Raw genomic sequence first — 22,795 nt, forward strand, 5'->3', positions numbered from 1 at the left:
TCGCGATGGCTCTTGCCGGGCTGACCTGCGCAAGACGTATTCCCCGTACGCTTACCTTCGACGGCGTCGAGGTGGTGGTCAACGTCGTCGGTGGGGTGCGTATGCAGCCGCTGATGGACAAGTCGCCGGAGTCCTGCGTGGACGACATCCAGCGCAATTTCGGCTATGTGATCGAGTCGACGCGTCACGCGGTGCCGTTGCTGCGTCGCAGCCGCGGTGGCGCCTGCATCATCAACTTCACCACGATCGAGGCGCATCGGGCCGCTGGCGGGTTTGCCGTCTACGCCGGGGCGAAAGCGGCCACTACCAATTTCTCCAAGGCCATGGCCTTGGAGCTTGGCCCCGAGGGCATGCGTGTCAACGTCATCGCGCCCGATACCACTGACAGCCCGGGGAACCGCAAGGCGCTGCCAGCGGATGTCCTGGAAATGAACGCCGATGTGCCGCCCGAATGGTGGATGAAGGCCTTCGAAATGTATATCCCGCTTGGCGTTCCACCTTCCACCGATGATCTTGCGAATGCCGTGCTCTTCCTTACCTCTGACCTTGCCCGTTCGATCACCGGCCAGGTGCTGCATGTCGATGGTGGTACAGGAGCCGCCCCAGGCATGATGAGCTGGCCCGATGACGGCGGTATCACGCTGTCGGTTCCCGCGGGTAAACCCTGAAAAAGCTGTTCGGATAACGTGCACTCATCTCAGGCAGTGGGTAAGTTTTGGTTCGACAACAGCTGGCGGTAGCCCCCGTTGATTTGATGTGACCTCCATGTTCGGATGGCCAGTCGTGGGGGGAGGTCATGACGCTCTCGTTCACCTTGCGCCTTCTTGTGCTTCGGAAAGCGTATGACGAAACAGCACGACCATCTCATCGAGCAGAACCAGAGCAGAGCAAGCAGCGAAACCGTGGTGGTAAAAAAGTGGTACGGATCGCTCTCGAGTTTCTGCTCTGACCAATAGTTTAAGGGCTTTTGAGGTTCAGTTCGTCCAATCCATCATCGGCGCCACGGAGAAGCGGCGGGACAGGGCAGGGCGCGTGGTTGCTGGTGCGGAAGCTGATTCTAGGGGCATTTAGTGTGTCGCGTTTTCAACGTGTTTTCGGAGGGGCACGAACATTATTCCAAGCAGAAGATGAAACGTAGCTCTTGTAGAGTTCCTCTCTACCAGCGGCCGGAAGGGCCGATTGCCCTGGTTGCCATTCGAGCTCGAACGAGTGTCGAAGGCTCGCTCCGCTGCACCCCAATGAATCCGGGTCGAGGAGATCGGGACGCAAGTTTACCAAGAGCGCTCGACATTCTCTCGCAAACAGGCTCCTCAACACGCCGTACTGCGGCTATTTTCAGCATTGTTGAGGCGGCGTACGTGTAGTGATAGGCGTATCAACCGATGCTGGACGGTGATTCACCTGGCGCAATAGAGCGTCCCCGATTGAACGGCTTGTTGTGCTATCTCTTTCTGCTATCATTCTTGCCGTGAAAAATCGACACCGCAAAACCCTTGAGGCCATTTTTCGTACGCCGACCAGTGCGGCGGTGGTGTTCTCCGATATCGAGGCCTTGGTTCTACACCTAGGCGGTCAGGTGCTGGAGCGTGAGGGATCCCGGGTCAAGCTCGTACTGGGAGATGTGCAATGGCGCTGCCATCGCCCGCATCCTGGGAAAGAGGCAAAGAAGTATCAGGTAGAAGAGGCTCGCGAGTTCTTGCAGCGGGCAGGAGTTGAACTATGAATAGCATGAGTTACAAAGGCTACATTGCTCGCATCGAGTTCGATGAGCGTGATGATATATTCGTCGGCCGTTTGTTGGGCGTGCGGGACATCATCAGCTTTCATGCAGAGTCGGTGGCAGGACTGCGTGCAGAGTTTCAGTTTGCAGTGGATGACTACTTGGCCGACTGTGCCGAGCGAGGGGTTAGCCCGGAGAAGCCGGCATCCGGCAAGGTGATGTTGCGTATTCGTCCAGAAGTACATGCAGCCGCCACTATCGCCGCCCAGGCTGCTGGAAAAAGCCTGAACCAATGGGCGGACGAGGTATTCGAGCGCGCTGCGCATGCGTAACGGCAGGGATTGCCGACTCTTCTGTAGCGCATAGGAAGCGGGGGGAGTCGCAACTGTATATCGTGCTTCAGGTCCGTCAGCTAAAAACTCTCCAGAAAGTTACGTTCCCATTCATCGTGGTTTTGCGCTGTCCGGTGTGCTCGGTACACGCCACGGTGCTTGTCCCATGTCCAGGGACTGGGGACAAGGCAGATGGGATCTGAATGAAAAGTCAAGACGTTGGACTGCTGCTCAACGGTTTCATTATGACCGAGTTAAGCTAACGACCAACGAACAACTCGTTTCCAAAGTCTGGAACTATGCCCATGCCCTTCGCGATCAGGGCATTTCCAACGGCGATTACTTTGAGCGGATTACATACCTGCTGTCCTTCAAGATGGACCACGAGTGCGTCGATTTGCACGCCAAACTCACTCCGCAGTTTCCGTAACAGCCAAGTACGCTTCAGACCAATCATCATGACGGCAAGATAGAATTACTGCCGCTCACGCTGACGCAATGCAACGGCGGTGATTTCAATGAGCAGTGAACCTCCGAGCTCAACACCAATGCACGAACGTTGGGGCCAGCATTGCGGATCGTCTCCGATCCACTGGTTCCAGATATCGTCGAATACGGCCTTGCTGGACAGGTTCGCCCGCCAGCAACCAGGGACTGGCAGTGAGCAACAGGATTCCGGTTGCCAGGCGCATTCAGCGTCCTCCCAGTGGCTGGAGCGGTCGCAGCCCCTGCTGGATGCTCGGGTTGACCTGGCCTGAAATCGAGCGTCCAGAACCTCCGCCGGAGTGTGTGGCCCCGGCGTCAGGTATGGCCTGGTGGGCCAGGTTGCCGGACAGGGCGGGGTTGTTCACGACCTGGTTCTGGATGGTCCGATCCGGCAGTGCCATGCCACTGGATACGTTGGCGAAGTCACTGTCGGTCACTTCCAGCGTGGTGTCTCGCGCAACGGCGCCGGGATTGACCACGCGAGGATTGGGGTCAGGCATCAGGGGAGCGCGGGTGGCCACGCGGGACTGCACATCACGCTCGAGGATGACGTCGCCATCGGCGGCCCAGACAGTCATGAAGGGGGCAGGGGTCACAGCAAGCGCGAAGGCGTACAGCATGCTGCGCATCAGTCATGATCGTCCCATGGCGAATCTCCCTTATCGGCTGCACCCACAGGCTGCGTTCACCAGTGCGAGGCAGGAGCCATGCCAGGTCCATTCTTTTCTTTGTTTTCAGTGACCTGGGGGATATCCCCGTGATCCGCTTGCAAGTCGCTGTAAAGGCGGCGACACAAGGGCCGACAGGATCCTGGCGCGGTGGTACGCCGCAATAGCCCGGAGTACAAGGGGCGCTGGCTCCTTGGTCGCCCCTGTACCAGATCGTCAACATCGACGTGCGAACAATGAAAAGTGTCTCGCAGGGCGAACACCCGGGCCGCTCGTAAGGCCGACAGGCGGAGCGTACGCAGCATCGCGTAACCGTTTTCTCGAGTGCGGTGGCTAACGGTTTCGTTTACCGAAAACTGGCGAGTAGCGCACCGGGGGGATATCAGGAGTGGGGCGACCGTCAGGGTCGGTCCGGGGGCCGGCCTCGGAGCCGACGTAGTAGTCCAGCTCGGTCTGCTGCATGCGACGGCCGAAGGTGTCAGTGCCAATCCGTGCTGGTCATTCCTCCCGAGCGCCTTCGCCGCGCAGGTAAGCGAACCAGTACACACCGGCAACCAGCAGCGTGCCGCCGACTATATTGCCGAAGGTGACGGCGATCAGGTTGCCGGCGACGGCGAGTATTGCAAGGCGGTCCGGTCCAGCCAGCGCCAGGCCGTACGGCAGAAAGAACCAGTTGGCGATGGAATGTTCGAAGCCGACGGTCACGAAAGCGCTGATCGGCAGCATGATGGCCAGGATCCTGTCGCTGACGCTGTGCCCGCCCATCGCCAACCAAACCGCCAGGCAGACCAGGGTGTTGCTCAATACGCCCCGGAAGAAGGCTTCGAGCCAGGACAGCGCGACTTTGTCCTCGGCGATCCGAAGCAGGGACTCGCCCACCGCACCTTCGCCCATGCCTGCGGTGTTGGCCCCGAGCACCAGTAGTGCGGTGCCCAGGCAGCCAACCACGTTACCCAGGTAGACCAGGCACCAGTTGCGCAGCACCTCGCCCGTGCTGATCAAGCGGCTGGCCCAGGCCATCGCCAGCAGATTATTGCCGGTGAACAGCTCCGCACCGCCAATCACCACCAGCACGAGACCGAGGCAGAAGCCCAGCCCGCCCAGCAGGCGAGTGACGCCGAAGCCGAGATTGCTCCCGGTTACGATCACACCGAACAGCAGCGCACCGAGCGAGATGAATGCACCGGCGAGCAGCGCCAGTACGAACAGCCGGAGAGGAGCAGCGCGCGCCTTGGCGACGCCCATTTCCTGCACGCGTCGCGCAATCTGGGCGGGCTGGTAGGCGTCATGGAACAGGTGCTGGTCAGCCATGCAGGGCCCGCCAGAAATACCCAGCGATAAGAGCCCCTATTCACTCGGCTGGGACTCGCGCAGGGTGGCTATTCAGTTCGCTTTGATCGGAACGACCTTCTCCGGTTTGATCGCCGCGGGCTTCTTTGGCATCGATATGGTCAGGACACTTCTGTCGAGGCTGAGGTCGATCCTCCCCACATCGATGCGCTTGGACAGAGAATAGTCCTTCTTCTCCTCGTTGCTCTCGCGCCGCTTGCCCTTGGGCACGAGGTTGCCGCTGGGCAGGTTGATCCCCATGGTTCAGTCGCGCGACCAATGCACCTCCAGGTGGTTCCCCTCCTCCGCAGACCGCCCTGCTGCTCGCTGACCTTGATCAGACGCTCCAGGGCATGCTGGGCCTTCTCTGCGGCCTCGGTGTTGTGGATCAGGCCCAGCACCTCCTCGCGGTGTGCCGCCAGGAAGCCACCGGCCAGATGCAGGGTGCCGGCCGGTTGGTCGTCGGCAATGCGTCGGCAGGCCGGGCAGAGACGAGCCTGCGCCTTGTCCGGCGCTGCCTGTTCCCAGCTCCAGCGGCCCTGGTGGTGCACGGCACGGCGCCGCGCTGATCACTGGCCCATCGTTCGGCATCGCCCCTGAAGTCATCGTGCTCGATGGCCGCTTGCCGGAAAGCCTAAGCTACAGAAACGTCCAGCCTGATCTGGAGCTGGGCTGCACCGGCAACATAAGGCGGAACTCGGCATTCGCACAGGATGTGCCGCCTGCGACGGTCGAGTCGCTGGACACCGGACACTTTGCCCTGGAGACCCACTGCGATCACATCGCCGCTCGAATCAGGGCTGTGCTCGGGCAACCGCTACCCGAAGGAGGGAAATGACATGAGCAACCGGGATTCTGAACTGCTTGATCGGGTACTGGACGCCCATGGTGGCATCGAGCGCTGGCGCCGGTTCAGCCGCGTGGAAGCCAGTATCACCAGCAGCGGCATCTTGTGGGACTTGAAAGGCTTGCGGCAGGACAGCCAGTCGCGTCGGATGTCGGTCTGGTTGCACGAGCAGCGCGCCTCGGTAACGCCCTTCGGTGCGCCGAATCAGCGTACGGCCTACTGTCCCGGGCGCATCGCCATCGAGACGACAGAGGGGGAGGTGGTGGCAGAGCGCCTCGACCCGAGAAGCTCGTTTCAGGGGCATGGTGAAACGACCCCCTGGGATCCACTGCATCGTGCCTACTTCAATGGCTACGCACTCTGGTCCTACCTCACCATGCCCTTCCTTTTCTGCTTGCCGGGAGTGCTGGCAGAGGAGGTCGAACCCTGGCGGGAAGGAGCCGAACGCTGGCGTCGCCTGAGGGTCCGTTTTCCCGAGAGTGTCGCCACCCATTGCGAGGTGCAGGACTTCTACTTCGGCGACGACTTCCTTCTGCGTCGGCATGACTACAGCGTCGATGTCAGTGGCGGCATTCCGGCTGCCCAGTATGTGCATGACTACATCTCGGCCAGCGGGCTCTGCATGCCGAGCAAGCGCAGGGCTTATCGACGGGACTCGAGCGGTCGAGCGATTGAGGCTGAGTTGCTGGTCGCGATTGACCTGAGCAACATCAGTTACGAGTCTGAGTAGACCCCTGCGCTCTGACTCGGGTCGACTCGACCCCGGCGGTCGGATGCTGCGCAGGCGGTGTGGGGACGGGACCTGCGCTTCCGGATCGAACGAGTGGAACAGCAGCCGCCCCCTCCCTGGGAACTTGTCACTAAGCGCTTCGTAGCGTGCTGAGCTGGCACCTGTGCGGTGAAGCCTTTTGCCCGTTCGCGTACCGAAACAGTGCCCTGAGTCTCTGCTGAGTCTGTGGACACAACCCATTCGTCTCGCTGACCCAAGGCGTGTCCAGAGGCCCGATTACAACCCCAAACTCGCCCTCACCGCCGGGACAGCGGCTTCTCCATCGTAGGTCGATACTCCCGACAGCCATCTGTCCAGCACCTGCGGATTGGCTTTCAGCCATGCCTTTGCAGCCCTCTCGGGTTGCTCCTTGTCGTCGAGGATGGCGCCCATGATCTGGTTCTCCATGGCCAGGCTGAACTCCAGGTTCTTCAGCAAGGCGCCAACGTTCCTGCACTCATCGCTGTAGCCCCTGCGAGTATGGGTATCCACCACTGCGCTGCCGAAATCAGGGCCGAAGCTGGCATCACCACCGCTGAGGTAGCGGATGGCGAACTTGGTGTTCATCGGGTGTGGTTCCCAGGCCAGGAAAACCAGTGGCTTCTTCGCCTGCACGGCGCGCCGCACCTGCACCAGCATCCCGGCTTCGCTCGACTCCACCAGCTTGAACCCGTTCAGGCCGAAGTGACCCTCGTCGATCAGTTTCTGGATCAGCAGGTTGCCGTCATTGCCGGGTTCGATGCCGTAGATGTTTCCGGCCAGTTGCTGGCGGAAGCGCCCGATATCCTTGAAGTCCTGCAATCCGGCGTCGAAGGTGTAGTCCGGCACCGCCAATGTGTATTTCGCGCCCGTGAGGTTGGTGCGAACCCTTTCCACGCTGCCCTTTTCCAGGAAGGGCCTGGCGATCACTTCCATCGAGGGCATCCAGGCGCCCAGGTAGACATCGATGTCGTTCTTCTCCATGCCCAGATAGGCCATGGGAATGGAAGCCAGCTGGCTCTGCGGCTTGTAGCCGAGCCCCTTGAGCACGGTGCTGGCCAGACCCGTAGTGGCGGAGATATCGGCCCAGCCGACCTCCGCCAGGCGTACGGTCCGGCAACTGGCGGGCTCGGTCGCCAGGGCGCTGAGCGGGGGACTGATCAGCAGGGCTGCAGCGAGCAGGCGCAGGACGTTCTTCGACATGTTTGACGCTCCTTTCAGGCGGGGGCGGGGGAAGGCGACAGGGTGCGGAAGGGCGGTTCGGACCCCTTCGCTTGCCCGAGCATAGGAAGCGCCGAACCGGCCACTTGATGGGAAGCGACATCTTCTGCCGCAGCCGGGAACGGCAGGGTCGGGTGTTGATCTTTTCCGTTGGCAACTCGTCGCTTGACGTCAATTCCGCCCCGTTTCGCTCCCCTAGATTGGCTCCCCAAGCAGGCCGCCGAGCCGCACGAACAACACCTGGGAGGAGAACCCATCATGCAATCCGTCGAAGCCATCAAGCTGCAAACCTCAATCGAAGGCTGGGCCGAGCAGGACCCTGAGACCGCCTTCACCCTGCCGTCGCGCTACTTCTTCGATGAGGGCCTGTTCAAGGCCGAACGCGACCGTATCTTCATGCGGGCCTGGCATGTCGCCGGGCACAAGAGCGAGTTCCGTGAGCCGGGCCAGTATGTAGTGGTGGACCTGTTCGACCAGAGCGTGGTGGTGGCGCGCAACATGAAGGGTGAGATTCGCGCTTTCCACAACGTCTGCCAGCACCGTGGTAACCGCCTGCTGGACGGTCGTCGCGGCACCACCGGAGGCGTTGTGCGTTGTGCCTATCACTCCTGGTGTTACGAGATGGATGGCAGCCTGCGCAGCGCACCGCGGTGCGAGCGCATGAAGGATTTCGAGCCGCAGCAGTTCAACATTCCGCAACTGCGGGTGGAGGAGCTGGGTGGTTTCGTCTACTTCAACTTCGATCCCGGTGCCCCCTCCCTGGCCGAACTGTTCCCCGGTGCCGACGAGGAGATGCACCGGGTGTTCCCCGACCTGGAGCGCATGCGCCTGATCGAGGAGCAGGACGTGATCGTGCCTGCCAACTGGAAGGTGATCATGGACAACTCCATCGAGGGCTATCACTTCAAGCTGTCAGGCCCCTGTCACATCGACCTGGCCAAGCTGATCGACTTCAAGGGCTACCGCCTGACCAAGCGCGACAACTGGTGGACCTACATCGCTCCGGCCAATCTCCAGGCCGGTGAAGCCTATGGGGTTAAGTTGCGCAACGATCCGAACCCGAACGAGTGCTTCTTCAACATCGGCATGTGGCCGAACAACACCTTCTACACCTTCCCGTTCTCCGAGTTCCTCGGCACCTTCATCATGATTCCGCTGGATGCCGAGCGTTCCCTGTTGCGCTTCGGCTACTACAGCTCGAACGAGGAGACGGCGGAGGTCAGCAAGGCCTGCATGCGCTGGATGAATGAGCAACTGGGGCCGGAAGACATCGAGCTCAACATCACCGTGCAGAAGGGGCTGCGTTCCCTCGGTTACGACCAGGGGCGCTACATGATCGACGCCCAGCGCAGCAACGAAAGCGAGCACCTGGTGCATCACTTCCATCGTCTGGTGTTCCAGGGCATTCATGGCGAGGAGCGGGCCTGAGCCCGCTTTCGGAGGAGATGCCATGTCTGCACATGAATTCGACTACCTGATCGTCGGCGCCGGCTCGGCCGGCTGCGTGCTGGCCAATCGTCTTGGCGCCGAGCCTGGCGTGAAGGTGCTGGTACTGGAGGCCGGGCCGATGGACCAGAGCTGGACCATCGACATGCCGTCCGCGGTCGGCATCGTCGTGGGGGGCAGCCGCTACAACTGGCGCTACAGCACCGAGCCAGAGCCCTGGCTCGACAACCGCCGCATCGGCACGCCACGTGGCCGCACCCTGGGTGGCTCCTCATCCATCAATGGGATGGTCTACATCCGTGGCCACGCACGCGACTACGACAGTTGGGCCGAGCAAGGCTGTCATGGCTGGAGCTACCAGGAAGTGCTGCCCTATTTCATCCGCGCGGAGAACCATGAACGGGGTGCGGATGCCTACCACGGCGACGCTGGGCACCTGCACGTGACGGCAGGCAACATCGATACGCCTCTCTGTTCCGCCTTCGTCCAGGCCGGAGTGGAGGCCGGCTATGGTCAGAGTCGCGACCTCAATGGCTTTCGACAGGAAGGATTCGGGCCGGTGGACCGCACCACCCGCAAGGGCAAGCGATGGAGTACCGCCCGTGGCTATCTGGCCGAAGCACTGCTGCGTGGCAATGTCACGGTCGCCACCGGCGCGCTGAGCCTGCGCATTCTCTTCGAGGGGCGCCGCGCCTGTGGTATCGAGTACGAGCAGAACGGCCAGGTGCACCAGGCCCGTGCCCGCCGCGAGGTGATCCTCGCCGCCGGGGCGATCAACTCGCCGCAACTGCTGTTGCTCTCAGGCGTTGGTCCAGCGGAAGAGGTCAGGGCCCAGGGTCTGCCCCTTGTCCATGATCTGCCAGGCGTCGGCCGCCGTCTCAATGACCATCCGGACACCGTGGTGCAATACCTGTGCAAGCAGCCGGTATCCATCTATCCCTGGACCCGCGCGCCGGGCAAATGGTGGATCGGCGCTCGCTGGTTCGTCAGCCATGATGGCCTGGCGGCCAGCAACCACTTCGAAGCGGGTGCCTTCATACGCTCGAGGGCGGGCGTCGAGCACCCGGACCTGCAGCTCACCTTCATGCCGCTCGCCGTGCAGCCGGGCAGCGTCGACCTGGTGCCGTCGCATGCCTTCCAGATCCACATTGACCTGATGCGACCGACCAGCCTTGGCAGCGTCACCCTTCGCGGTGCCGATCCACGTCTGCCGCCACGGATTCAGTTCAACTACCTGAAGACCGAGCAGGATCGAGCCGACATGCGCGCCGGTGCGCGGCTGGTGCGGGAAATCATCGAACAGCCGGCCATGCGCGCGCTGAAAGGCAGGGAGTTGGTGCCGGGGCCGGAAAGCCTCAGCGACGGGGCGCTGGACGCCTGGGCTCGGCGGGTGACCGAAACCGGTTACCACGCCAGCGGTACCTGCAAGATGGGCCCGGCCTCCGACCCGGAGGCGGTGGTCGATCCAGAGCTTCGGGTGCATGGCCTGGACGGTCTGCGGGTGGTGGACGCCTCGATCATGCCGATCATCGTCAGTGGCAACACCAATGCGCCGACGGTGATGATCGCGGAGAAGGCCAGCGATATGATCCGGGGCCTGGTACCCCTGCCTGCGGCCCAGGTCCCGGTGTGGACTCATCCGGACTGGCGTGGACAGCAACGATAATCAGAGCACTCGAGCGAGGTGCCGAGCGTGGAAGGCCTGAACCCCAAGGAGCGTGCCCTGGCAGCCGGTGAAAGCCCGTTGCGCGTCGGGCTGCTGTGTTTGCCTTCATTCCCCAGCCTGGGGCTGGCCGCGGTCGCCGAGCCGCTGGCCATCGCCAACTGGCTGAGCCAGAAGCGGCTGTTCCAATGGACCCTGCTGTCACTGGACGGTGAGCCGGTACAGGCCAGCAATGGCCTTTCCAGCCAGGTGGAGGCGGGTATCAGCCCGGAGCAGGAGTTCGACCTCTGCTTCGTGATCGCCAGCTTCGATGTCCATCGACACTGCCGCAACAACCTGCTGAAAAGCTGGCTGCGCAAACAGGCGCTGTTCGGCGCCGTGCTGGTGGGCGTGGAAACCGGTACCGAACTGCTGGCCGCCGCCGGCGTGCTGGATGGCTATGACGCGGCCGTGCACTGGGACAACCTGCCCGGCTTCCAGGAGAGTTACCCCAGGGTGCGCTCCCGCGCTCAGCTCTACTGCCTGGATCGCCAGCGTCTGACCTGCGCCGGTGCGGCGGCCATCCTGGACATGATGCTGACCTGGCTGGGGAGCCGCATCGACGCCGACCTGGCCCGGGAGATCGGTATGCACCTCCTGGTCGGGCAGGTGCGTGCGCCCACCGAGAGTCAGCTGGACGACGGTCAGAGGGCTGAGCCGCTGCATGAAGGCAAGCTGCGTCGCGCAGTGCGCCTGATGGAGCAGACCCTGGAAGAACCCCTGGACTGCGAAGCCATCGCCAGCCGTGTGGGGTTGTCACGTCGGCAGCTGGAGCGTCAGTTCAAGCAGCACACCGGCCTATCGCCGCTGAAGTACTACATCGCCTTGCGACTGGCCCGCGCCCACAACCTGCTGCAACAGACCAACCTCAGCGTCTCCCAGGTCGCCGCCAGCTCGGGCTTCGGATCGCTGGAGCACTTCTCCCGCGCCTACCGCGCGCGCTTCGGTTGCCCACCCAGCGAGGACCGCAGCCAGACCTGGACGGCACCCGTGATGAGGCAGCCGCTGACTCGGCAAGGAACCTAGGGTAGGGCGGCCACTGGAGCCGCCCCGAGCGTGAAAGCGTTCCTGCCGTGGAAGGCCCTCTCCCTTCGGGGGAGAGGGCGGGCGTTGGGACCATCTTCCGGCGCGGAATCTCCGTGCCTGGCATCGAGTCCTGTTGTCGCTACGACGAATACCCAGCCTCTTCCCGATCCAGAATGCGCTTGAGCGCCGCGAAGTGTTTTTCGGCGAAGTCCGGGTACTCCAGCCATTGCCGGGCAGTCTTGCGCGCCACTTCGTCGCTGGCGATGCGCAGCGGCCTGCCGGTGGCCAGGGCGGTGAGGTAGATCTCGCAGGCGCGCTCGAAGTAGTAGAGGTCATCGAAGGCCTGGGCCACGCTGGTGGCCGCGACCATCACGCCGTGGCTGCCCAGCAACAGCACCGGTTTGCCATCCAGCAGGCGGCTGACCCGCTCGGCTTCGTCACCCAGGCCCATGCCATCGAAGCCTTCGTCTATCGCCAGTCGCTCGAAGAAGCGCATGCAGTTCTGCTCGATGGGCGGCAGCCGCGAGTCGGCCAGGCAGGCCAATGCCGTGGCGTACCTGGAGTGGGTGTGCAGCACGCAGCGCGCCTGGGGCTGGTTGCGGTGCAGCGCGCCGTGCAGGGCCCAGGCGGTAATGTCCGGAGCGTCAGGGCGATCGAGGGTGCCGGGGTCATCGGCGTTGACCAGGATCAGGTCGCTGGCGCGGATCTCCGAAAAGTGCTTGCCGTAGGGGTTGATCAGGAACTCCCGGCCATCTGCGGATACCGCCAGGCTGAAATGGTTGGCGATAGCCTCGTGCAGGCCGAGGCGGGCGGCCCAGCGGAAGGCGCAGGCGAGATCGACCCGTGCCTGCCAGTGATTGTGCTCGTTCATGGGGACTCCATGCGGGGTGGGTTGCTGGCTTCGAGTCTAAGGAGCCGAAACCACGCAACTTGATGCCGAACGACCTTCCCTGGCGCGTTCCTTCAACCGATGGAATGCGCCAGCGATTCGCCGTATTCCATCAATCCATCCCCCTCGAGTCGGCCGACAGTGGCACCAACTTCAGACCGGACACAGGAGATGTGCCATGAGCTTCCATCAACTCTTTATCGACGGCTGCTGGCGTGACCCCGCGGAGCCGTTGTTGCGGCCGGTGATCAACCCCGCCAATGAGGACCTGCTGGCGCAGGTGGCGGTGGCCGGCGCAGCGGATGCCTCGGCGGCCATCGCCGCTGCCCGACGGGCCTTCGATCAGGGCGACTGGCCCTGGCTGGGCGTCTGCGAGCGGGCTTCGATACTGCGGCGGATCGCCGCTGCCATCGAGGCCGACGGCGAGCAGCTGGCGCGGCTGGAAACCCGCAACGCCGGCAAGACCCTTGGCGAGAGCCAGGGCGACGTTGCCAATGTGGTGGCGACCTTCCGCTTCTACGCCGCGTTGCTGGAGGGGGAGGGCGGCACGGTCAACACCCAGGCGCCGGCCCATGTCATCAGCTTCAATCAGCGCGAGCCGGTAGGCGTCTGCGCCCTGATCGCGCCGTGGAACTACCCATTGCTGCAACTCGCCTGGAAGGTCGCCCCCGCGCTGGCGGCCGGCAATACCCTGGTGATCAAGCCCAGCAGCCTCACGCCCTTGACCGCCCTGCGCCTGTGCCAGCTGATCGAGCAGGTTGGATTGCCGGCGGGCGTATTCAATCTGCTCACCGGGCCTGGGGAAATCGGTGAACGGCTGGCCGCCAGCCCGGATGTCGATCTGGTGTCCCTGACCGGCGGCGCGACCGCCGGTGGCAAGGTGATGCGCGCGGCCAGCGGCAACTTCAAGCGGGTGGCGCTGGAGCTGGGAGGCAAGAACTCCAACATCGTCTTTGCCGATGCCGACTTCGAAGTGGCCCTGGACCAGGCACTCAACGCCGTTTATTTCAACGCCGGCCAGATCTGTTCGGCTGGCTCGCGTCTGTTGGTGGAAGACGATATCCACGATTCCTTTGTCGACGCCCTGGCATGCCGGGTACGGCGCATACGACTGGGCGACGGGCTGGCCGAGGGTACGCAGATGGGGCCGGTGATCTCCGCCGGGCAGCGCGACCAGGTGCTGGGCATGGTCGAGGGTGCGCTGGCGGAAGGCGCCCGGCTCCTGGCCGGCGGGCGGATTCCCCAGGGAGAAGGGTTCGAGCGTGGCTTCTGGCTGGAGCCTACCCTGTTGGCCGATGTGCATGCGGCCATGTCTATCGCCCGCGAAGAGGTGTTTGGGCCGGTGATCACGGTGGAGCGTTTCAGGGGCGAAACCGAGGCGTTGCAGTTGGCCAACGGCACGCCCTTCGGCCTGGCCGCAGGGGTCTGGACCGGCGATCTCGCCAAGGCCCATCGGGTGGCGCGCAGGCTGCGTGTCGGCACCGTATGGATCAACGACTACAACGCTGCCTTTCCCCAGGCGCCCTGGGGTGGCTACAAGTCCAGTGGAATCGGTCGCGAACTGTCACGGGCGGGGTTCGAGGAGTTCAGCGAGCTGAAGCATCTCTATCTCAATACCAGTCCGGCGGCTCTCAACTGGTTTGGCGTGTAAGGCTTCAGCCAGGACGCGCCGGCGGGCGGCATTCCGGGGGCCTCCTCGACCCGGATCGGCTGGGGCGACGGTATCCGCCCCCCGGTGCGCTTCATGGTTGTCTCGATCATTACCTCTGTCTTGCGGGCCTCGCCGAAGGACCGATTTTCGGTTGCCTGAAACTCAATCCAATGGTGCATAAATATCGATTGTCGGTAGGCAAGGCGGTGCGTGACGCTCTGGCCGCTTCCATCGTTTTCCGCGACGGGGGCCATACGGCTTGGCAGGGCGCCTGAGTCGCAGAGGGTGATCGAAACCGGGAAGGACGCTCGGCGACCGCCAGAACCCCAGCCCAGAGGCTGTGCATGCGCCAGGATCATCTCGATGGTCTGGTTACCTTTGTGCAGGTGGCCGAGCACCGCACCGCTCAGCCAGGTGGGCGAGCATTCCGGGCGAACTCGATGAAAGCCTTGAGTGCTGCGGGGACGTGGCGTCGGCTTGGGTAGTACAGGTGCAGCCCGGGGTAATAGGGGCACCAATCTTCCAGTACTTGCGTCAGGCTGCCCGCAGCCAGGTGCTCGCTGACCATGTCCTCGAACACGTAGGCCAGGCCAACCCCCTGCAAGGCCGGCCCGACCATCAGCCCGACGTCACCCAGTATCAAAGGGCCATCGACGTCGATCTCCAGTTCGATACCCCCTCGGGCGAACTCCCAGCGGTAGAACGCGCCGCTCGGAAAGCGATGGCGGATGCAGGGCAGGCCGTGCAGATCCTGTGGTTTCCGTGGCGTCGCGTAACGCTGGAAAAAACCTGGCGAGCCCACCACCACCGAACGCATGTTGGGGCCGATGGGAAGGGACACCATGTCCGCCTCCAGGCGCTCGCCAAAGCGTACGCCCGCATCGAACCCCGCAGACACGATGTCCACCAGGGCATCGTCGGTGACGATGTCCAGGCGCACGTCCGGGTAGGCCTCGAGAAAGCGACCGGCCAGTGGCAGCAGGACCAGCTGGGCGGCAGGCCGTCCCGCGGTGATGCGCAGGTTACCCGACGGCTTGTCGCGAAAGCTGTTGAGGTCTTCGAGGGCATCGTCGATATCGCGAAAGGCTGGCTTGACCCGGGCGTACAGGCGTTCGCCCGCCTCGGTCAAGGCCACGCTGCGGGTGGTTCGATTGAACAGACGGACTCCGAGACGGGTTTCCAGCGCCCGCAGTGCATGGCTCAGCGCCGACGGGGAGAGCCCAAGCTCTATCGCAGCCCGGCTGAAGCTGAGGTGCTGGGCAATGCTCAGGAAGATCGACAGGTCTGCGGCGGATACCGGCTTCATATGTGAATTCTGCTCACAAGGTAATGTGAATTTATTGGGATTATCACATCAGTAGTTGGGATTTAGAGTGGCGTCAACTCATCGAGAAGGCCCGGCAATGGTGCAGGGTCACTGACAGGAGGAGTTGATATGCGTACCTGGTTTATTACTGGCGCTTCCCGTGGCTTTGGCACGCTGATCGCAGAACGCGCCCTGCGTGCCGGTGATGCCGTCATTGCCACCGCTCGCAAGCCGGAGGAAATCGTAGCCCGTCTCGGTAGCCATCCCAATCTGCTGGCTGTGCGCCTGGACGTGACCAACGAGGCCGAGGCCCATCAGGCAGTCGCCGAAGGGGTGAATCGCTTCGGCCGTATCGATGTGCTCGTCAACAACGCCGGTTTCGGTGTGCTCGGTGCGGTCGAGGAAACCAGCGCTGCCGAGACCGAGCGTCTCTTCGCAACCAACGTGTTCGGTGTGCTCAACCTGATCCGCGCGGTACTGCCGCACATGCGCCGCCAGCGCTCCGGCCACATCATCAACATTTCCTCCATCGGCGGTTACCAGGCCTACCTGGGCTGGGGCGTCTACGGCTCGACCAAGTTCGCGGTGGAAGGCATCACCGAGGCGTTGCACCAGGAGGTCGCGCCGCTGGGCATCCATGCCACGGTGGTCGAGCCGGGCTTCTTCCGCACCGACTTCCTCGACGAGCAGTCGCTGGTGAAGACCGCGCTGGAACTGCCGGACTACGACGAAACCGTGGGTGCCATGCGCCGCTTCGCCAAGGACTACAACCACGCACAACCCGGTGACCCGGTGAAGTTCGCCGAGGCCATGCTGGCTCTGGTCAACTCGCCGAAACCGCCGCAGCGCCTGCCGCTGGGCAGCGACACCGTGGCGCGCATCGAGGAGAAGAACCGCTTCGTCGCCAGCGAGTTGGCGGAATGGAGAGACCTGGCCCTGTCCACCGACTTCAAGGCCTGAAGCAATGGTCCAACCCTGTTGAGCAAGGCGTCATGAAGGCCTTCCTGCGCTCTGGACTCGGCGTGCTGATGGCTGCCCACAAGGCACCAGCGGAAGGCGTCACCCGCAGGGAAGGCCAACCTGACAGAAATGTAATCGTCCGCAAGGTCGGGATGTGGCAATTTCATGCTCGCGACCGCAGGCCATCAAGGATGGCGGTCGCAGGCACGCCAGCCAGGGCATAGGAATCGCCCGGTGCGGCGGCCTGATGGCGTTGCTGATAGCGCTGGCTCCATTGACTCATCGGACATCATGGCATGCATTGCAAAACCTCAAGGCGAACCTTCGTCAAGGGCCTGGCCGCCGGCGGTATCCTGGGCGGACTGGGCCTTTGGCGCACTCCTGTCTGGGCGGTAACCAGCCCAGGTCAGCCCACTGTGCTAAGCGGTACCGAATTCGACCTGTTCATCGGTGAAACCCCCGTGAACATCACGGGCTCCGCGCGTACGGCAATGACGATCAATGGCACCCTTCCCGGGCCGATCCTGCGTTGGCGCGAGGGCGACACGGTCACCCTGCGCGTGCGCAACCGCTTGAGCGAAGACACCTCCATCCACTGGCACGGCATCATCCTGCCGGCCAACATGGACGGGGTGCCGGGCTTGAGCTTCCACGGCATCGCCCCGGATGGAATGTACGAGTACAGGTTCAAGGTCAACCAGAACGGCACCTACTGGTACCACAGTCACTCCGGCCTGCAGGAACAGGTGGGCGTCTACGGCCCCATCGTGATCGAACCGAAGGAACCCGAGTCCTTCCAGTACGACCGCGACTACGTGGTGATGCTGAGCGACTGGACCGACGAAAATCCGGCCCGGGTCATGGCCAAGTTGAAGAAACAGTCGGACTACTACAACTTCCACAAGCGCACCGTTGGTGACTTCATCAACGATGTGAGCGAGAAAGGTTGGGCTGCCACCGTCGCGGACCGGAAGATGTGGGCCGAGATGAAGATGAGCCCCACCGACCTCGCCGACGTCAGTGGCTACACCTACACCTACCTCATGAACGGCCAGGCGCCTGACGGTAATTGGACCGGCCTGTTCAAGCCGGGCGAGAAGATTCGTCTGCGCTTCATCAATGGCTCAGGCATGAGCTACTTCGACGTACGCATCCCAGGTCTGAAGATGACCGTTGTGGCCGCCGATGGCCTGCATGTCAAACCGGTGAGCGTCGACGAATTCCGCATCGCCGTGGCGGAAACCTACGACGTCATCGTCGAACCCGACGGCGAGCAGGCCTATACCATTTTCGCCCAGTCCATGGACCGCACCGGTTATGCCCGCGGCACCCTGGCGGTGCGCGAAGGACTGAGCGCGGCAGTGCCAGAAGTCGATCCCCGCCCCCTGATCGGCATGAGTGACATGGGGATGGATCACGGCAGCATGTCTGGCATGGACCACGGCCAGATGGCTGGCATGGATCACAGCCAGATGGCTGGTATGGATCACAGCCAGATGACCGGGATGGACCATGGCGGCACGGTTGGCCAGATGCAGACCCACCCCGCGTCCGAGACCGACAATCCGCTGGTCGACATGCAGACCATGACGCCGACCCACAAGCTGGATGATCCGGGCATTGGCCTGCGCAACAACGGCCGCCGCGTACTCACCTATTCCGATCTGCGAAGCACCTTCATCGATCCGGACGGCCGCGAGCCCAGCCGCACCATCGAACTGCACCTCACCGGCCACATGGAGAAGTTCTCCTGGTCCTTCGACGGCATCAAGTTTTCCGATGCCGAACCGCTGCGCCTCAAGTACGGCGAGCGAATCCGCATCACCCTGGTCAACGACACCATGATGACCCACCCCATCCACCTCCACGGTATGTGGAGCGACCTGGAGGATGAGAACGGCAACTTCATGGTGCGCAAGCACACCATCGACATGCCGCCCGGCTCGAAGCGCAGCTACCGTGTGACGGCAGACGCCCTCGGCCGCTGGGCCTACCACTGCCACCTGCTGTTCCACATGGAAATGGGCATGTTCCGTGAAGTCCGTGTGGACGAATGAGGAATTTTTCAATGAGCGAATTCATGAAGCGCAAGACGGTGATCGTCGGTTTGACAGCTGTACTGATGAGTCCTGTTGCGTTGGCCGGTGAAGGCCATGAGGACCACCAGAAAGGCCAGGCAACCCAGGGGCGGCAGATGGACCATGGCCAGATGCAGGGCATGGACCACGGCCAGATGAGCCATGACCAGATGCAGGGCATGGATCACAGCATGATGAAGGATCACGGCTCGATGAAGCACGAGCACAACGTGGACGAGGCTAAAGCGGGCCAGGACCATGATCACTAGGATTTCAGTTCCATCCGCCCTGGCGCTGGTGGTCTCGTTCAGCGCCCTGCATGCAGGTTCTGCGAGCGCGGCTGGGGAAATGGATCACAGCCAGATGAACCATGGCCAGATGCAGGGCATGGACCACGGCCAGATGGACCATGGCCAGATGCAGGGCATGGACCATGGCCAGATGCAAGGCATGGATCATGGCAAGATGGACCATAGCCAGATGCAGGGTATGGACCATAGCCAGATGAACCATGGCCAGATGCAGGACATGGATCACGGCCAGATGAACCACGGCCAGATGCAGGGCATGGACCATGGCCAGATGAACCATGGCCAGATGCAGGGCATGGACCACGGCCAGATGAACCAGGGTTCGGCTGAAGCCGCTCCTGCCGCGACCAGCCGGACGCCGATTCCGGTGCTGACCGATGCCGATCGCGAAGCGGCCTTCCCGCCGTTACCCGGCCACGGCATCCACGACAGCAAGGTCAACACCTTCTTCCTGCTCGATCAGCTGGAGTACCAGGACGCCGATGAGGGTAGCGTGCTGAGTTGGGACGCCTCCGGCTGGATCGGCGGAGACATCGACCGCCTCTGGCTGCGTTCGGAAGGGGAGCGCACCAATGGGGTGACCGAAGAGGCCGAAGTCCAGGCCCTCTGGGGTCACTCCATCGGACCCTGGTGGGATGTCGTCACTGGCGTGCGCCAGGACTTCAAGCCAGGGTCGCCGCAAACCTGGGGCGCCTTCGGCCTTCAGGGCATGGCGCTCTATGCATTCGAGGCCGAGGCCACCGCTTTCGTAGGCGAGAATGGCCAGACCGCTGCTCGGCTGGAGGGCGATTACGACATCCTGCTCACCAACCGCCTGATCCTGCAGCCAACCGCAGAAGCGAACTTCTACGGCAAGAACGATCACGAGCGCGGCGTTGGCTCGGGCCTGGCCAACACCGAAGTGGGCCTGCGCCTGCGCTATGAGATCCTCCGCGAGTTCGCGCCGTACATCGGCGTCACCTGGAGCCGCTCCTACGGCAACACCGCCGACATGTTGCGTGAAGACGGTGAAGACGTCGAAGAGGCACGATTTGTCGCCGGTATCCGGATGTGGTTTTGAGAATCAGGCATGAAAAGAACAATAAAGACGTTAGCCCTTGCGAGTGTGGCCGGTGCAGCCGGGATCCTGGGGGTCGCCTATTTCGGCGTCTACAACGTAGGCGCTGACGACCCTCACCTGGCTCCGGTCCATGCGTTTCTGACCCTGGTCCGCGAGCGCTCCATCGCGGTACGTGCGCGGGACCTCCAGGTGCCGAACCTGGAGGACGAGGCCCTGATTCGCGCCGGCGCGGGTAACTACAACGCCATGTGCATCGGTTGTCACCTGGCACCCGGTGTGGCGAAGACCGAGCTGAGCCAGAGCCTGTACCCTGCGCCGCCCGACCTGACCAGGGTCGGTGTGGATGGCAGTCCCGCCAACGCATTCTGGATCATCAAGCACGGCATCAAGGCCACGGGCATGCCGGCCTGGGGCAAGAGCATGGAGGACCCCTACATCTGGGGCATGGTCGCCTTCCTGCAGAAGCTTCCGTCGCTGGATGCCGAACAGTACCGCACCCTGGTCGCCAGCAGCGGTGGCCACCAGCATGGCGGCGGTGAAAGCGAGATGCACAACCACGAGGGTCAGCACGGCGGCACTGTCTCCTCGGGCGACGATCATCATGGCGGCATGTCCACGGGCCATGCCGATCATCATGGCGCCGGGCCGGCCGCCGAGGAGCATCACGCCAGCGAGAAGGGACACGCCACCCATCACGAGACGGAATACGTCCAGGGAGAGACGCCGCCCGCCCCAAGGACGCACACCCATTCCGATGGCAGCAAGCACGTCCACGAACCTTGAGCCCCGTCGCGTGCCGCATCTCATCGCACGCGCCCCGCAGTTCATGGTTTCCGCTGCCCAGGCAGGGGAAACCATGGCGGTCGATGTCGACCGCGTGCTAGAGGTTCGCGGGGGCGAGCCCCGCAGCACCGCGTGCAAGGGCTTCGTGCAGACTCTCCGCGGGCACCGGGCGACCCAGGTGGAAGCCCTGGAGTTCATCGCATCCCATGCCGCGTAGCAGTTCCAGTTGCTCGGCATTTTCCACGCCTTCCGCCGTCACCGTCATGGACAATGCATGGCCGAGCTCGACGATCGCGCGAACGATCGCGAGGCTGCCGGGTTCGTTGAGGTGCGCGACGAAACTGCGGTCGATCTTCAGGGTGTCGAATGGATACCGTCCCAGGTAACTGAGGGAGGAGTAGCCGGTTCCGGGGTGATGCGGCGCCTTAAAGAACCTCTCGGCAGCGCAGCATGGCGTCCCGAATCAGGGCGTTCACCAGGGCTGGCGACACGCCCAGGGCGGTGGCGATGTCCTTCTGCTTCATGCCGTGGATGCGGCACATCTCGAACGCATAGCGGGTGCGCTCGGGCATATCGGCCAGCACGCCGGTGATGCGTTCCAGCATCTGCTGATCCGCCACGAGGGATTCGGGGGTTTCGGAAGGGTGGGCGAGGCTCTCGCCTTCTTCGTCCTCACTGCACATCAGCCGCTCTTCCAACTGGCGGCGACGGTAATGGTCGATCGACAGGTTTCGGACCACGCGAGCCAGGTAGGACGCCTGGGACCGGATCTGCTCGTCTCCGCCAGCGCCGCCCACTTTCATGTAGGCGTCGTGGACGATGTCCTCGGCCTGGCTGCGGCAACCCGTTATCCGTGCGGCCAGCCCAATCAGGCGGTGACGTTGGTCAAAGAACAGGTCAAGCAATTCGGAGCTGGTCCCAGCCGATCCTCGCTTTTGCATGAGGCACCCGATCTATTTCTTGGAAGCTACCAGCAAGGGCGCAGAATCTAATCTAATTAAGAATTGTTTACAACAATGGTAGGAAAAGGTTCTTTGGCTTATCGGATCGCTCCTCAAGGAGTGGGCCGGAATAGAGGCACTTGCAGTAAGCTTGTCGAAATTTTCCGTGTTCCAACCATGAACTCCAAACGACAGTCACCTCCTGATTCCCTGAGCGAGATCGCCGCTGACTGGTGCATTCGCGTGCATTCCGACGAGTGCACCGACGCCGAGCGCGAGGCCTTCCGGCGCTGGTACGACGCCGATCCGTCCCATGCGGAGGAGTACGCCGCCATGTGCAGGATCTGGAAGGTGAGCGAGCAACTGCCGCCCAGCCCGATGAAACTCGCCCCGCCCGCACGCCGCCGCACCGGCGCCGCGCTGCTGGCGCGCGCCGCCCTGGTCGTGCTGGCCAGCGGTGTCATCTGGGGCGCGGGTTGGTCGGTGGGCGCGCTGCCGGGCAGTGTTCGCTATTACCTGGCCGAGGACGGGCGTCGCGAGGTGCTGTTGCCGGACCGCAGCCAGGTGGAGCTGAACCGGCGAACCAGCCTGCTGTACCTCGGCTACAGCGATCACCGCCGTGTGCTGCTGTCGGACGGCGAGGCTTATTTCGATGTGCGGCGGGACGTCGAGAAGCCCTTCGTGATTCGCGCCGACAACGCCAGCGTTCGCGTCACCGGGACGCACTTCAACGTCTGGACAGCGCCGGAGCGGACCACAGTGACCGTCAGCCAGGGCTCGGTCCTGGTGTCGCGGGAGGAGGGGGCCTCGGCCTACAACCAGGCTGCCGAGCTCACGCCGGGCATGCAGGCGGTCGTCATCCCGGACCGGATGCTGCAGCTCGGTCGTGTCGATCCCGCCACCGCGGCGGCCTGGCGCAAGGGCAGGCTGATGCTCGATGACGTCAGCCTGCGGGACGCGTTGCCGCTGATCAATCGCTACCTGGACCAGCCCCTGCGCCTGGAAGACCAGGACATCGGCGAGCTGCGCATCGGCGGCATCTACGAGACCTCGGCGATCGACCAGCTGGTGGGGGCATTGCCGCAGATCCTCCCCGTGGCCCTGCGCCAGGCGGACGGCGCGCTCCTGCTGTCCCGTCGCGAGACCCCCTGAATCCCGTGACCCGCTCCGCCCGTTCCTGACGTCCAGGGGCGCGACGGCGCGGGTCTTCCTCCCCGCATGGCGCCGCAATGATTCTTTTTGCGGAATTTCCTGAAGAACCGCCGCGCTCATTCGTCCTTCTCGCAAGCCC

General features: G+C 63.1%; 22 protein-coding genes and 1 pseudogene. 15 read left to right on the top strand and 8 right to left on the bottom strand.

The features are described from left to right. Positions 1 to 5 precede the first annotated feature (5 nt). The 3 genes from KF707C_RS11375 (at position 6) to KF707C_RS11385 (ending at position 2,052) form a co-directional block, all read left to right on the top strand. Positions 6 to 668: an SDR family NAD(P)-dependent oxidoreductase gene (locus tag KF707C_RS11375; protein ID WP_269148421.1), complete on the top strand. Its 663-nt coding sequence runs from the start codon at positions 6 to 8 to the stop codon at positions 666 to 668. 863 nt (positions 669 to 1,531) lie between these two features. Further along, positions 1,532 to 1,723 (top strand): type II toxin-antitoxin system HicA family toxin, encoded by a 192-nt coding sequence (locus tag KF707C_RS29740; protein ID WP_269148422.1) that lies wholly within the window; start codon positions 1,532 to 1,534, stop codon positions 1,721 to 1,723. Then, the gene (locus KF707C_RS11385) at positions 1,720 to 2,052 is read left to right on the top strand and encodes a type II toxin-antitoxin system HicB family antitoxin (RefSeq protein WP_003449856.1); all 333 of its coding nucleotides are present in this window, start codon (positions 1,720 to 1,722) and stop codon (positions 2,050 to 2,052) included. The genes KF707C_RS29740 and KF707C_RS11385 overlap by 4 nt, the downstream gene beginning before the upstream one ends. A 692-nt stretch (positions 2,053 to 2,744) precedes the next feature. Here KF707C_RS11385 and KF707C_RS11395 read toward each other — a convergent pair. The 3 genes from KF707C_RS11395 to KF707C_RS11405 all read right to left on the bottom strand — a co-directional run bounded on the left by KF707C_RS11395 (position 2,745) and on the right by KF707C_RS11405 (position 4,796). Beyond that, positions 2,745 to 3,167 (bottom strand): hypothetical protein, encoded by a 423-nt coding sequence (locus tag KF707C_RS11395; RefSeq protein ID WP_036992016.1) that lies wholly within the window; start codon positions 3,165 to 3,167, stop codon positions 2,745 to 2,747. Positions 3,168 to 3,704: 537 nt separating this feature from the next. Further along, positions 3,705 to 4,517 carry a formate/nitrite transporter family protein gene (locus tag KF707C_RS11400; RefSeq protein ID WP_003449850.1) on the bottom strand — a complete coding sequence of 271 codons (813 nt, stop codon included), beginning with the start codon at positions 4,515 to 4,517 and terminating at the stop codon, positions 3,705 to 3,707. A 72-nt stretch (positions 4,518 to 4,589) separates the two neighbouring features. After that, positions 4,590 to 4,796, bottom strand: a complete 207-nt coding sequence (locus tag KF707C_RS11405; RefSeq protein WP_003449848.1) for an Hsp20/alpha crystallin family protein — start codon at positions 4,794 to 4,796, stop codon at positions 4,590 to 4,592. A gap of 92 nt (positions 4,797 to 4,888) precedes the next feature. On the opposite strand from KF707C_RS11405, the gene KF707C_RS11410 reads away from it, so the two are divergent. Next, entirely contained in the window at positions 4,889 to 5,104 is a 216-nt protein-coding gene (locus KF707C_RS11410) for a hypothetical protein (RefSeq protein WP_036992013.1), read from the top strand. A gap of 270 nt (positions 5,105 to 5,374) precedes the next feature. After that, positions 5,375 to 6,112 carry a hypothetical protein gene (locus KF707C_RS11420; RefSeq protein ID WP_003449847.1) on the top strand — a complete coding sequence of 246 codons (738 nt, stop codon included), beginning with the start codon at positions 5,375 to 5,377 and terminating at the stop codon, positions 6,110 to 6,112. A 276-nt stretch (positions 6,113 to 6,388) separates the two neighbouring features. On the opposite strand, the gene KF707C_RS11425 is transcribed toward KF707C_RS11420, so the two are convergent. After that, on the bottom strand, positions 6,389 to 7,333 hold the full coding sequence (locus tag KF707C_RS11425; protein ID WP_003449845.1) for a choline ABC transporter substrate-binding protein: 945 nt from the start codon (positions 7,331 to 7,333) through the stop codon (positions 6,389 to 6,391). A gap of 276 nt (positions 7,334 to 7,609) precedes the next feature. Here KF707C_RS11425 and KF707C_RS11430 point away from each other — a divergent pair, with 276 nt between their 5' ends. The 3 genes from KF707C_RS11430 to KF707C_RS11440 are packed head-to-tail and all read left to right on the top strand — an operon-like array spanning position 7,610 to position 11,525. Next, entirely contained in the window at positions 7,610 to 8,779 is a 1,170-nt protein-coding gene (locus KF707C_RS11430) for an aromatic ring-hydroxylating oxygenase subunit alpha (RefSeq protein ID WP_003449844.1), read from the top strand. Between the two features lie 22 nt (positions 8,780 to 8,801). Beyond that, positions 8,802 to 10,463 (top strand): choline dehydrogenase, encoded by a 1,662-nt coding sequence (locus KF707C_RS11435; RefSeq protein ID WP_003449841.1) that lies wholly within the window; start codon positions 8,802 to 8,804, stop codon positions 10,461 to 10,463. A 27-nt stretch (positions 10,464 to 10,490) separates the two neighbouring features. After that, positions 10,491 to 11,525 carry a GlxA family transcriptional regulator gene (locus tag KF707C_RS11440; protein WP_003449840.1) on the top strand — a complete coding sequence of 345 codons (1,035 nt, stop codon included), beginning with the start codon at positions 10,491 to 10,493 and terminating at the stop codon, positions 11,523 to 11,525. Between the two features lie 139 nt (positions 11,526 to 11,664). Here the strand turns inward: KF707C_RS11440 and KF707C_RS11445 are convergent, their stop codons facing one another. After that, positions 11,665 to 12,396, bottom strand: a complete 732-nt coding sequence (locus KF707C_RS11445; protein WP_003449839.1) for a class II aldolase and adducin N-terminal domain-containing protein — start codon at positions 12,394 to 12,396, stop codon at positions 11,665 to 11,667. Between the two features lie 196 nt (positions 12,397 to 12,592). On the opposite strand from KF707C_RS11445, the gene KF707C_RS11450 reads away from it, so the two are divergent. Further along, entirely contained in the window at positions 12,593 to 14,065 is a 1,473-nt protein-coding gene (locus KF707C_RS11450) for an aldehyde dehydrogenase family protein (protein WP_003449838.1), read from the top strand. Positions 14,066 to 14,471: 406 nt separating this feature from the next. Here the strand turns inward: KF707C_RS11450 and KF707C_RS11455 are convergent, their stop codons facing one another. Next, on the bottom strand, positions 14,472 to 15,371 hold the full coding sequence (locus KF707C_RS11455; protein ID WP_003449836.1) for a LysR family transcriptional regulator: 900 nt from the start codon (positions 15,369 to 15,371) through the stop codon (positions 14,472 to 14,474). Between the two features lie 129 nt (positions 15,372 to 15,500). Here KF707C_RS11455 and KF707C_RS11460 point away from each other — a divergent pair, with 129 nt between their 5' ends. The 5 genes from KF707C_RS11460 (at position 15,501) to KF707C_RS11480 (ending at position 20,563) form a co-directional block, all read left to right on the top strand. After that, a complete protein-coding gene (locus KF707C_RS11460; protein WP_003449835.1) occupies positions 15,501 to 16,331 on the top strand; it encodes an oxidoreductase in 831 nt (276 codons plus the stop codon). A 296-nt stretch (positions 16,332 to 16,627) separates the two neighbouring features. Then, positions 16,628 to 18,388, top strand: a complete 1,761-nt coding sequence (locus KF707C_RS11465; RefSeq protein WP_003449830.1) for a copper resistance system multicopper oxidase — start codon at positions 16,628 to 16,630, stop codon at positions 18,386 to 18,388. A gap of 11 nt (positions 18,389 to 18,399) precedes the next feature. After that, positions 18,400 to 18,678, top strand: coding sequence for a hypothetical protein (locus tag KF707C_RS11470; RefSeq protein WP_003449828.1), 279 nt, complete (start codon positions 18,400 to 18,402; stop codon positions 18,676 to 18,678). Next, complete coding sequence (locus tag KF707C_RS11475; protein WP_003449827.1) at positions 18,668 to 19,780, top strand: copper resistance protein B; 1,113 nt, start codon at positions 18,668 to 18,670, stop codon at positions 19,778 to 19,780. The genes KF707C_RS11470 and KF707C_RS11475 overlap by 11 nt, the downstream gene beginning before the upstream one ends. 9 nt (positions 19,781 to 19,789) lie before the next feature. Then, on the top strand, positions 19,790 to 20,563 hold the full coding sequence (locus KF707C_RS11480; protein ID WP_036992002.1) for a c-type cytochrome: 774 nt from the start codon (positions 19,790 to 19,792) through the stop codon (positions 20,561 to 20,563). A 97-nt stretch (positions 20,564 to 20,660) separates the two neighbouring features. On the opposite strand, the pseudogene KF707C_RS11485 reads toward KF707C_RS11480, so the two are convergent. Beyond that, positions 20,661 to 20,960: pseudogene (locus tag KF707C_RS11485) on the bottom strand (EAL domain-containing protein); the annotation flags it as partial. Positions 20,961 to 20,988: 28 nt separating this feature from the next. After that, on the bottom strand, positions 20,989 to 21,504 hold the full coding sequence (locus KF707C_RS11490; RefSeq protein WP_036991997.1) for an RNA polymerase factor sigma-70: 516 nt from the start codon (positions 21,502 to 21,504) through the stop codon (positions 20,989 to 20,991). 177 nt (positions 21,505 to 21,681) lie between these two features. On the opposite strand from KF707C_RS11490, the gene KF707C_RS11495 reads away from it, so the two are divergent. After that, a complete protein-coding gene (locus KF707C_RS11495; protein ID WP_036991994.1) occupies positions 21,682 to 22,656 on the top strand; it encodes a FecR family protein in 975 nt (324 codons plus the stop codon). Positions 22,657 to 22,795: the final 139 nt, after the last annotated feature.

Source organism: Pseudomonas furukawaii (genome assembly GCF_002355475.1).
GTDB lineage: Bacteria > Pseudomonadota > Gammaproteobacteria > Pseudomonadales > Pseudomonadaceae > Metapseudomonas > Metapseudomonas furukawaii.

What these genes read in the sequence shown, in the direction of transcription:
- KF707C_RS11375 (WP_269148421.1), top strand. Translation starts at nt 6, where the DNA reads ATGGCTCTTGCCGGGCTGACCTGCGCAAGACGTATTCCCCGTACGCTT.
- KF707C_RS11385 (WP_003449856.1), top strand. Translation starts at nt 1,720, where the DNA reads ATGAATAGCATGAGTTACAAAGGCTACATTGCTCGCATCGAGTTCGAT.
- KF707C_RS11395 (WP_036992016.1), bottom strand. Translation starts at nt 3,167, where the DNA reads ATGCGCAGCATGCTGTACGCCTTCGCGCTTGCTGTGACCCCTGCCCCC.
- KF707C_RS11400 (WP_003449850.1), bottom strand. Translation starts at nt 4,517, where the DNA reads ATGGCTGACCAGCACCTGTTCCATGACGCCTACCAGCCCGCCCAGATT.
- KF707C_RS11405 (WP_003449848.1), bottom strand. Translation starts at nt 4,796, where the DNA reads ATGGGGATCAACCTGCCCAGCGGCAACCTCGTGCCCAAGGGCAAGCGG.
- KF707C_RS11410 (WP_036992013.1), top strand. Translation starts at nt 4,889, where the DNA reads ATGCTGGGCCTTCTCTGCGGCCTCGGTGTTGTGGATCAGGCCCAGCAC.
- KF707C_RS11420 (WP_003449847.1), top strand. Translation starts at nt 5,375, where the DNA reads ATGAGCAACCGGGATTCTGAACTGCTTGATCGGGTACTGGACGCCCAT.
- KF707C_RS11425 (WP_003449845.1), bottom strand. Translation starts at nt 7,333, where the DNA reads ATGTCGAAGAACGTCCTGCGCCTGCTCGCTGCAGCCCTGCTGATCAGT.
- KF707C_RS11430 (WP_003449844.1), top strand. Translation starts at nt 7,610, where the DNA reads ATGCAATCCGTCGAAGCCATCAAGCTGCAAACCTCAATCGAAGGCTGG.
- KF707C_RS11435 (WP_003449841.1), top strand. Translation starts at nt 8,802, where the DNA reads ATGTCTGCACATGAATTCGACTACCTGATCGTCGGCGCCGGCTCGGCC.
- KF707C_RS11445 (WP_003449839.1), bottom strand. Translation starts at nt 12,396, where the DNA reads ATGAACGAGCACAATCACTGGCAGGCACGGGTCGATCTCGCCTGCGCC.
- KF707C_RS11450 (WP_003449838.1), top strand. Translation starts at nt 12,593, where the DNA reads ATGAGCTTCCATCAACTCTTTATCGACGGCTGCTGGCGTGACCCCGCG.
- KF707C_RS11455 (WP_003449836.1), bottom strand. Translation starts at nt 15,371, where the DNA reads ATGAAGCCGGTATCCGCCGCAGACCTGTCGATCTTCCTGAGCATTGCC.
- KF707C_RS11460 (WP_003449835.1), top strand. Translation starts at nt 15,501, where the DNA reads ATGCGTACCTGGTTTATTACTGGCGCTTCCCGTGGCTTTGGCACGCTG.
- KF707C_RS11465 (WP_003449830.1), top strand. Translation starts at nt 16,628, where the DNA reads ATGCATTGCAAAACCTCAAGGCGAACCTTCGTCAAGGGCCTGGCCGCC.
- KF707C_RS11470 (WP_003449828.1), top strand. Translation starts at nt 18,400, where the DNA reads ATGAGCGAATTCATGAAGCGCAAGACGGTGATCGTCGGTTTGACAGCT.
- KF707C_RS11475 (WP_003449827.1), top strand. Translation starts at nt 18,668, where the DNA reads ATGATCACTAGGATTTCAGTTCCATCCGCCCTGGCGCTGGTGGTCTCG.
- KF707C_RS11480 (WP_036992002.1), top strand. Translation starts at nt 19,790, where the DNA reads ATGAAAAGAACAATAAAGACGTTAGCCCTTGCGAGTGTGGCCGGTGCA.
- KF707C_RS11490 (WP_036991997.1), bottom strand. Translation starts at nt 21,504, where the DNA reads ATGCAAAAGCGAGGATCGGCTGGGACCAGCTCCGAATTGCTTGACCTG.
- KF707C_RS11495 (WP_036991994.1), top strand. Translation starts at nt 21,682, where the DNA reads ATGAACTCCAAACGACAGTCACCTCCTGATTCCCTGAGCGAGATCGCC.